Source organism: Agromyces humi, from assembly GCF_009720255.1.
GTDB lineage: Bacteria > Actinomycetota > Actinomycetes > Actinomycetales > Microbacteriaceae > Agromyces > Agromyces humi.
On sequence record NZ_WJSP02000113.1, the window covers coordinates 1 to 9,719 of the forward strand.

Consider the following 9,719-nt stretch of genomic DNA (forward strand, 5'->3'; position numbering starts at 1 on the left):
CGGGTCGTCGCCACCGTGCCCGGCGCCGTGCTCACCGGCGACCCCATGCGGCGACTGCCCGGAACGGTGTCGTTCGTCTTCCCGGGCACCAGCGGCGAAGCCGTGCTGCTCGAGCTCGAGCGCGGCGGGGTGATCTGCTCGAGCGGATCGGCGTGCGCCGCGGGGAGCGACGAGCCGTCGCACGTGCTCACGGCGATCGGCGTCCCGGCCGAGCTCGCGCAGACCGCCGTGCGGTTCACGCTCGGCGCGGGAACGACCACCGACGAGATCGCGGATGCCGCGGCAGCGGTCGCCCGCGCAGTGTCGGCGGTCCGCAATATCGTGGAGTCATGACCGATCCCACTGCCATTCCCGCCGACGACGACGCCGATCTCGAGGTCGGCGAGAAGCGCGTCGAAGACGAGGTCGCTCCCGAAGAGGAGCAGCTCGAGGGCTGGCTTCCCGAGCCCACTCCGACCGACGGTCCTTCGCCCGCACCGTAGCCCTTCCCGCCGCACGATCCATACGTTCCGATCCATCTCGCCGATCGGGAATAGCGCGTCGTCCGACGCGGGTTGACTCACACATTCGACGCAACTCCCCCGGCGCCGCTCTGCGCCGAGATCGATTGGATGCCTTTCCGTGACCGAACGCGCCGTTCCTGACCTGACCGCGCCCGAGGCCGCACGCCTCGACGCGGCCCCCGCTCATCCCCATACCGACTCCGACGTCGAGGCGCTCCACGGGGCGCGCAACAACCGCGTCATCTGGCTGCTCCTCGCCTCAGCCTTCGTCGTCATCCTCAACGAGACGATCATGGGCGTGGCGATCCCGCACCTCGTCACCGATCTCGGCATCACCATCTCGCAGGCGCAGTGGCTGACCACCGCCTTCATGCTGACGATGGCCGTCGTCATCCCGATCACGGGCTTCCTGCTGCAGCGGTTCGCGACGAGGCCGATCTTCATCGCCGCGATGTCGCTCTTCTCGACCGGCACGTTGATCGCGGCCCTGTCGCCGGGCTTCGAGGTGCTCCTCCTCGCCCGCGTGGTGCAGGCCAGCGGCACGGCGATCATGATGCCGCTGCTCATGACGACGCTCATGACGCTGGTGGCGGCGGCCGATCGCGGCCGGTTCATGGGCCGCGTGTCGATCGTCATGTCGGTCGCGCCCGCCATCGGCCCGACGATCTCCGGCCTGATCCTGAGCTTCCTGTCGTGGCGGTTCATGTTCTGGCTGGTGCTGCCGATCGCCCTGACGATGCTCGTCATCGGTTTCCGGCGCGTCGAGAACGTCAGCGAGCCGCGCGCCATCCCGATCGACGTGTTCTCGGTCATCCTGTCGGCCTTCGGCTTCGGCGGCCTCGTCTACGGCCTGAGCCTCGTCGGCGGCGTCGTCAGCGGCATCGAGCACCCTGCCGCGATGGTCGTCTCCCTCGTGGTGGGCGTCCTCGGCATCGGCGGGTTCATCTGGCGACAGCTGCTCCTCCAGCGACGGGAGCGGGCGCTGCTCGACCTGCGCACCTTCCGTTCGGGCAACTTCTCGATCTCGGTCGGCCTCATGGTGGTGATGATGGCGGCGCTGTTCGGCACGATCATCCTGCTCCCCATCTACATGCAGGACGTGCTGCACCTCACTCCGCTGGCGACCGGCCTGCTGCTGCTGCCCGGTGGCCTGATCATGGGCCTCTTCGGCCCCACCGTCGGCCGGCTGTTCGACCGCTACGGGCCCACGCCGCTGCTCGTGCCGGGCAGCATCGTGGTGAGCGGCGTGCTCTGGTCGCTCACGATGGTGACCGACCACACCTCGCCCTGGCTCGTGCTCGCCGCGCACGTCGCGCTGTCGACGGGTCTCGCGTTCATGTTCACGCCGCTGTTCACGTCGGCCCTCGGCTCGGTCGAACCGCGCCTCTACTCGCACGGCTCGGCGATCGTCGGCACCGTGCAGCAGGTGGCCGGTGCGGCGGGCACCGCGCTCTTCGTGACGGTGATGACCGCCGGTACCGTCGCCGTCGCCGCGACGGGCGCATCCGCCGAGGTGGCCCAGACCGCCGGCATCCGCTCGGCATTCCTGGTCGGCGCGATCCTGTCGATCCTCGCCATCGTCGGCTCGTTCTTCGTGCGCAAGCCCGCCGACATGATGACGCACGCACGTGAAGACGCCGTGTTCGAGGAGCCCGCCGAGGCGTGATCCTCGCAGGCGCATGACGAAGGGCCCGGTTCGAGAACCGGGCCCTTCATCGTGTTCGGCGGCATCGGCCGACGGAGCATGCTCAGCCGCAGTTCGGGCGGCAGGTGCGCTGCGACAGCGCATCCACGAGCACGGTGCTGAGGTCCTCGGGCCGCGATGCCGAGTAGGCCGCGCCCTTCGTCGCCTGGGCGATGCGCTGCATCGCCGCGAGGTCGGTGTCGGGGCCGAAGCCGATCATGATCACCGGCACCGGCTTGGCCGGGTCGTCCATCTTCGCGAGTTCGGCGAGCAACGTGTCGAGGTCGATGCCGTTCTCGTCCTCGTTCTTGCCGTCGGTGATGAGCAGCACCGAGTTGACCTTCTCGGGGTCGTACGTCTCGCGCACCCGCTTCATCGCCGCGAGCGTCGTGTCGTACAGCCCGGTGGCGCCGCCGAGGCGCGCCGGCAGCGACTGGATGATCCCGGCGATCTCCTGCTTGTGCGCGAGGTCGGCCAGCGGTGCGATGGGGCTGAGGTCCTCGTAGTCGAGGTCGCCGTTGCGCGCGGTCGAGAAGACCCACACGCCCATCTCGACCTCGCCCGAGAACTTCTCCATGGCACCGATGGCGGCCTGCTGGAAGATGTCGATGCGGCGCAAGCCGTTCTCGGCCGGCTCCTCCATGGAGCCCGACACGTCGATGACGGCGAGCATGCGCGACCGCAACGTCAGCACCGCCCAGGCACGCAGTTCCTCGAGCTGTCGGGGTTCGATGCGGAATGCGGACGGCCACGTCGGGGGGCAACCGTAGACCTCGTCGCCCACCGGCAGCGCCGACGGATGCCCCAGCACCACGTCTCCGTAGGAGATGCCTGCGGAATCCAGCCCGAGGCGGGCGCTGAACGCGAGATGATCGACGAGGATCTGGTCGGGTGCGAGGTCCTCCACGATCCGCAGCGTGGCCCTGGCCGACGACGCCGGCTCCCACATGAGATCCACGAGCCGCTCAGCGGCCTGGTACTCGAGCGTCGCCACCGCGCCGCGCCGGGTGGCCTCGAAGAAGCCGCGCAGTGACGCGCCCTCGTCCTCGGGCTGGTCGTCTGCGGCGATCACCCCGGGATTCGAACCTCGACCGAGGCGCAGGTCGGCGCGCTCGAAGCCGAATCCGGCCACCACCTCGGCCGTGGACGCACCGCTGGCCACCACCACGCGCTCCCCGTGGGCCTGCCAGGCCGTGGCCAGCGTGGCCAGGGGGAGCAGGTGCGAGGCGTAGTCGGGGCTGACGACGAGGAGCGTCATCGCGCCGCATCCAGCCACTCGAGCGTGGCCTCGTCGCGTGCCACGCCCCGGTAGACCTGTCCGAGCGCCACGGACATGCCTTGGACGGTGAAGTGGTCGCGCACCATCCCACGCGACCGTTCGGCGCGCGCGGCGGCGTCGTGGCTCGCCCCGGCGAGCGCCTCGTCCAGTGCGGACGCCAGGCGATCAGCGTCCCACGTCGCGGTCAACAGGCCGGTCACGCCCGGCTCCACATAGGTCGCGGGTCCTCCGCCGTCGGGCGCGACCACGAACAGGCCGGTGGCCATGGCCTCCAGCAGCGCGATGCCGAACTCCTCCTTCAGGCTCGCGCACGCATAGATCCCGCCGGGCGCCACCGCACCCGGCATCCCGAGCCGGGCTGCGGCGAGCCATCGGGCCGCGACGTCGTTCGAGCGGTGTCCCGGCAGCATGAGCCCCACCGCGGCTCGCTGCGATGCCGGCACGGCCAGCTCGATGAGGTCGAGCTGGCGGCGCTCGTCGGGCGAGGGATGCTCGAGGTCGCCGCCGATGACGAGGAGGTTCGCCCGTCGCTGCACCGGATGGCGCGACCACGCCTCCACGAGCGTCGCCATCCCCTTGACCCGGTGGAGCCGGCCGAGGGACACGACCAGCGGCAGGCCCCGTCGTTCCGGGGCGAGCTGCTCGACGAGGGTGCGCAACTCGACGAGGGCCGGTCCCGCCGGCCCGCCATGCGCGTGCGTCGCGGCATCCGCCACCGCCTCGTCGATCGTCGCCAGGTCGACCCCCTCGGGCACGACCGTGTGCCGCTCGGCCCGGGCGGTGAGGTCGATGCCCACCAGGCGACGCAGGTCCTCCTGCAGGTGCGGCCTCGGGAAGAGGACCGTATGGGCGGCGTTGGCCGCCAGCCGCTGCACCAGGCGCGTGCGGAACCAGAAGTGCTCCTCGAGGTCGAACCGGCCGAAGTCGCGGCGGCTCATCGCTCCCGACCGGTCGAGCGACTCGATCACCGCGTGGGGGTCGGGCGCCACGGTGAAGACCACCGGGATGCCGAGCTCCCGTGCGACCTCCGCCGCCGCAAGGCTGCCGACATCCGCCATGCGCAGGTGCAGCAGGTCGACGTGCCCGGCCGCCAGCAGCAGTCGCCGGATGCCGCGGCGAGCCGCGACCCGCAGTGGCCACGCCGCTGCCGACGGCACGGGGTCACGGAGCAGCGGGATGCGCCCGTAGACGTGCCCGTGGGCCCCGTCGCGGAGCGCCATGAGGTCGGCGGCGGCCTCGCCCACCGAGCCGCGCGATAGGGTCAGGACCCGCTCCACGCCGGTGTCGCCATCGCGCACGAGTGCGTCGCCGAGCCGCACCAGGAGCGTCGCGATGCCGCCGTTGTCCCCGGAGCCGGCCGAGCTCAGCAGGGGATCGATGTCGGCGTGCAGGAAGAGCTGGGCGACCGTCAGACCTGATGGGCGCGCTGCCGTCGGCGCGCCCGCAGGACGCAGGTGAGCGCGGAGGTCGAGCAGCGCCAGCTCCGCCACGGCGCCGAGGCGGCCGCCGTCCGCGGCGAGCGGCAGCAGGAACTCCGTCAGCCGCGGGTCGGCGGACCGCTGCCCGATCGCCGAGACGGCCGCGATGCGCACCCGTTCCGCCTCGCCGGGATCGCGCGCGATCCGGAGGAGCGGCGCCGTGGCGATCGAGTGCCGCACGAGTCCGAGGGTCTCGACGAGACGTGCGCGCGCCGCCGGCTCGACGATGCCGAGCAATGCGGATTCGGTCCCGACGACCAGCGCCTCCGCCGTCGTAGGGGACCACTGCTCGAGCGTCCGCTGCGCGAGCATGCCCCCGAATCCGCCGGCGACGACCATGCCGAGCAGGGTTCCCATCGCGTCGGCGCGTGGCAGTCCGCCACCGAGCGCCCAGGCCGCGTGCTGCCGGAGGAAGGCGCGCTCATCGGTGAGCAGGCCGACGAGCATCCTGCCCGCTTCACGGTCGAACATCCCGGCGAGGGCGTGGGTCGCAGCGATGGCGGCGATCTCGTCGTCGCCGCGGAGCGCCCCGGCCAGCACCCTGAGCGTCCGCACGCCCGGATCCCGTCCGGCCTCGAATGCGAGGTCGTCGGCGAGCCGCATCGCGTCGACGATCGCGTCGGCACCGGTCACTGCATCGAGTGCGGTCTGGACTCCCACGACGTCGAGTCTCGGCGTTGCGCGCCGACGCGGCATCCATCGTTCGGATGACGGCGAAGGACCCCGGCCAGGAGAATGCGGCCGGGGCGCGTCGTTCCCGTGCGTGTTGGGAATCGCACCGCGGCCCGGACGACGCATGCGAGCGGCCCACAGCCGACGGTCCCCACATCGTAGGGGCCGCGCCGCGGCATCCGATGTCCCCAGAAGGGGCGCCGAAGCCGGCGCTGCCCACCGGAGCGGGGCCCGCCGGGACTAGCATGTGGCCAACGGCGTCGCGCCGCACCAGGCATCGCCGACGATGTGCAGGGGGAAGACCGCATGTGCCGCTGGCTCGCATACTCGGGGGAACCGCTCCGACCGTCCACATTGATCCTCGACACGCAGCACTCGCTCGTGAAGCAGTCGCTGAACTCGCCGCTCGGGGCGGAGACCGTGAACGGCGACGGGTTCGGCATCGGCTGGTACCCGACCGGCACCACCGACGATTCGAAGCCGGCGCTCTTCCACAGCATCGAGCCCGCGTGGCACGACGAGAACCTGCGGGAGCTCACCCACGCGATCGAGAGCCCGCTCTTCTTCGCGCACGTGCGAGCCGCGGGCGGGCCGCCGATCCAGCAGACGAACTGCCATCCGTTCCGCTACGAGAACTGGCTGTTCATGCACAACGGGTTCCTCGGCGACTTCGTGAAGATGAAGCGCGACCTGGTGTTCGCGGTCGACGCGTCGCTGTACCCGCACATCCACGGCACCACCGACTCCGAGGTGATCTTCCACCTCGCGCTCACCCTCGGCCTCCGAGACGACCCGATCGCGGGCATCACCGCCGCCGTGCATCTCATCGAGAAGGTCGGGCGCGAACACGGCATCGCCTTCCCGATGCAGGGCACCATGGCGGTCTCCGACGGCACGACCATCTGGGCGTTCCGCTACTCGACGCAGCGCCGGTCGCGCACGCTCTTCCACTCCGAGGACATCGACACCCTGCGCGAGCTGTACCCCGACGTCGAGCGACTGAACCTGTTCGGCCGGAATGCGCGGGTCGTGGTCTCCGAGCCGCTGAACGACATGCCCGGCGCCTTCATCGAGGTGCCCGAGTCCACGGTCGCGATCATCGGCGAGGGCGAGTTCGACCATCAGCCGTTCCTCGCCGAAGCCGGTTGATCGACGGGGCGGAAGGACACGGGTTCGGATGTCACGCCGAGGGGTGGACACGCACGGCATGCTGAGGTTCGATGGTGATCGAACCACCATGGTGCCCGCCCTACCGGGCACGCGTCACCCGCACGATCGCGGGCTCCGGGAGTGATCGCATGGCCGTCCGGAACAAGCGGAATCGGGATTTCGCCGAGACGCGGACTCCCGTTGGCGTTCTGGGCGGGCTGGTCGGGCTCGTGGCCGCGAGCGCGGCCGCCGCGACCCTCGTCGTCGTCGGGGTGACCCCCGCCATCGCGACCGTCGGCATCGCGGCATCCGGCACCATCGGCATGTTCGAGAACCTGCCCAGCTACCTCGAGATCGGGGAGCTGTCGGAGAAGAGCAACATCTACGCGACCAAATCCGACGGATCCACCGTGCTCCTCGCCTCGTTCTACGACCAGAACCGGATCGAGGTCGGCTGGGACGGCGTCAGCCAGTACGTGAAGGACGCGACGGTCGCCGGCGAGGACCCGAGGTTCTACGAGCACGGCGGCATCGACTTGCAGGGCACGGTGCGCGCAGCCGTCACCACGGCCACGGGTCGCGAGACCCAGGGCGGGTCGTCGATCGCTCAGCAGTACGTCAAGAACGTGCGCGTGCAGGAGTGCGAGGGCATGGCCGACGTCACCGCCCTCGAAGACCTCACTGAGGAGGAGCGCGAGGCGCTCACCGGCGACGAGCGCCACGCGCTCATCGAGCAGGAGCGGCTCGGCTGCTACGACACTGTCACCGAGACGTCGATCGACCGCAAGCTCAAGGAGATGCGCCTCGCGATCGGCGTCGAGAAGCGCTACACGAAGAACGAGATCCTGCTCGGCTACCTGAACATCGCCGGCTTCGGCGGCACCGTGTACGGCATCGAGGCGGCCGCGAACTACTACTACAACACCAGCGCGGCCAACCTGACGCTCGCGCAGGCCGCGTCGCTCATGGCGATCGTCAACAATCCGGCGAAGTTCCAGATCGACAAGCCCGAGAGCGAGACGAACGGCGCGGCGAACGGCTACGCCGAGAACACGGCGCGCCGAAACTACATCCTCGACCGGATGCTGGAGTACCGGAAGATCACGCAGGCGGAGTACGACACCGCCATCGCCACACCCGTGCAGCCCGCGATCACCGAGCCGAGCACCGGATGCCAGACGGCGGGCGGCAGCGCCTACTTCTGCGACTACGTGAAGAACATCCTGCAGAACGACCCGAACTTCGGCGAGGACGCGGACACGAGGTTGCGCAACTTCCGGCGGGGCGGATTCCAGGTGTACACGACCCTCGACCTCGACCTGCAGAACGCCGCGGAGTCGACGATCGCGCAGAATGTGCCGCAGACGTATCCGGGGTGGGATGTCGGCGCGGTGATCTCCTCGGTGCAGGTGGGCACGGGTCGCGTGCTCGCGATGGCGCAGAACCGCACCTACAGTCAGGATCCCGAGGTGCTGAACTCCGGACCGCAGTTCACGAGCATCAACTACAACACCGACTTCGAGTACGGCGGCTCGCGCGGATTCCAACCGGGCTCCTCGTACAAGGTGTTCACGCTGGCGGAGTGGCTGAAGACGGGGCACGCGCTCTCGGAGCGGGTCGACTCCCGGCCGAAGGCCAATTGGGGTACGTTCCAGGACAGCTGCCTCGGGCCCCAGAATTACGACGCCGAGCACTGGGCGCCGAGGAACGATGCCAACGAGTCGGGCGCCAACTACAGTGCCCTCGAGTCGACGGTCGGCTCGATCAACACGGGCTACATCGGCATGGCCAAGCGGCTCGACCTCTGCGGCATCCGCAAGACCGCCGAGGCGTTCGGGGTGCACCGCGCCGACGGGGAACCGCTCGTGCAGAGCGCTTCCGCGGTGATCGGCATCAACGAGGTGGCACCGCTCACTATGGCCGTGGCCTTCGCCGGCATCGCCAACAACGGCGTCACCTGCACGCCGGTCGCCATCGACCGCATTGTGGGGCGCGACGGGCAGGAGCTGCCGGCGCCGCAGACGACGTGTACGGAATCGGTGCCGCCCGCGGTCGCCGCGGCGATGCACTACGCCATGATTCGGGTGATGACGAGTGGCACTGCCACCGTCTCGAACGGGGCGACGTCACCGCACGTGCCGCTCATCGGCAAGACGGGGACGACCGACGGGGCGAAAGACACCTGGATGGTCGGCGCCAGCTCGAAGGTGGCCACGGCGGCGGCGGTCGTGAGCGTCAACGGCGACGCGAACCAGCGGGCCATCCGGTTCGACAGCGGCCAGGCCGCGACGGCACGACACCGGATGTGGCCGGCGGTCATGTCGGTCGCCGCGGCGAAGTACGGCGGCGACCCGTTCACCGAGGCCGGGCCCGGGCCGGTCGCGCCGAAGTCGGGCGGTGTCGACAGCGGAAGCACTGAGACGCCCGCACCCGCCGATCAGGGCGGCGGCGGCGGGAACGGCGGCGGGAACGGCAACAACGGGAACGGGAACGGGAACGGCAACGGCGGGAACGGCAACGGCAACGGTGGCCCGCCGACGGAGTGACCCGACCGCCCCGCCTCGGCGAACCCCAGGCCGGCGCCGGCACGCCTCGCCTCGCCTGAGCGCGGCGGCTCAGAAGTCGATCGAGTCCCCGGGTTCGAGGGGCAGGTACTCGCCGCCTCCCTGCTCGACGGCCCAGCGGAGGCGCGTGTTCGAGAGGTCCTTGCCGGCGCGTGACAGCAGCATCTCGTGCGTCGGGAACGCCCGCCTGGGGGCCACCGCGACCACGTAGTCCATCGCCTCGCTGATCTTCATCCACGGCGCGGCGGCCGGGGTGGCGAGCACGTCGACGGCGACCATCGTGTCCGAGAACAGGTTGTCGCCGGGGCGCCCCGAGGCGTTCTGCGACGACGTGCAGCTGCGCGCGTTGCCGAAGGTCATGATGTAGTAGCCCAGTTCGGGGTCGACGGC

At 70.4% G+C, this 9,719-nt stretch carries 7 protein-coding genes and 1 pseudogene; 5 read left to right on the plus strand and 3 right to left on the minus strand.

Annotated elements, in window-relative coordinates:
* The 3 genes from GH736_RS10990 to GH736_RS11000 all read left to right on the plus strand — a co-directional run.
* Window positions 1-333: aminotransferase class V-fold PLP-dependent enzyme (locus GH736_RS10990; protein ID WP_159603162.1), on the plus strand; the 333-nt coding region annotated here is incomplete at its 5' end.
* Window positions 330-482, plus strand: coding sequence for a hypothetical protein (locus tag GH736_RS10995; protein ID WP_159603164.1), 153 nt, complete (start codon window positions 330-332; stop codon window positions 480-482). The genes GH736_RS10990 and GH736_RS10995, both read left to right, overlap by 4 nt.
* A gap of 139 nt (window positions 483-621) precedes the next feature.
* A complete protein-coding gene (locus GH736_RS11000) occupies window positions 622-2,169 on the plus strand; it encodes a DHA2 family efflux MFS transporter permease subunit (RefSeq protein ID WP_235934016.1) in 1,548 nt (515 codons plus the stop codon).
* 82 nt (window positions 2,170-2,251) lie between these two features.
* Here the strand turns inward: GH736_RS11000 and GH736_RS11005 are convergent, their stop codons facing one another.
* Window positions 2,252-3,445: a VWA domain-containing protein gene (locus GH736_RS11005; RefSeq protein WP_159603166.1), complete on the minus strand. Its 1,194-nt coding sequence runs from the start codon at window positions 3,443-3,445 to the stop codon at window positions 2,252-2,254.
* Window positions 3,442-5,604: a glycosyltransferase gene (locus tag GH736_RS11010; RefSeq protein ID WP_159603168.1), complete on the minus strand. Its 2,163-nt coding sequence runs from the start codon at window positions 5,602-5,604 to the stop codon at window positions 3,442-3,444. Before GH736_RS11010 ends, GH736_RS11005 begins: the two co-directional genes overlap by 4 nt.
* A gap of 318 nt (window positions 5,605-5,922) precedes the next feature.
* Between GH736_RS11010 and GH736_RS11015 the strand changes: the two genes are divergently transcribed.
* Window positions 5,923-6,765: a class II glutamine amidotransferase gene (locus GH736_RS11015; protein WP_159603170.1), complete on the plus strand. Its 843-nt coding sequence runs from the start codon at window positions 5,923-5,925 to the stop codon at window positions 6,763-6,765.
* 230 nt (window positions 6,766-6,995) lie between these two features.
* Window positions 6,996-9,311: a transglycosylase domain-containing protein gene (locus tag GH736_RS11020; RefSeq protein ID WP_159603172.1), complete on the plus strand. Its 2,316-nt coding sequence runs from the start codon at window positions 6,996-6,998 to the stop codon at window positions 9,309-9,311.
* Between the two features lie 69 nt (window positions 9,312-9,380).
* On the opposite strand, the pseudogene GH736_RS11025 reads toward GH736_RS11020, so the two are convergent.
* Window positions 9,381-9,719 (minus strand): annotated as a pseudogene (locus tag GH736_RS11025) (hypothetical protein); the annotation flags it as partial.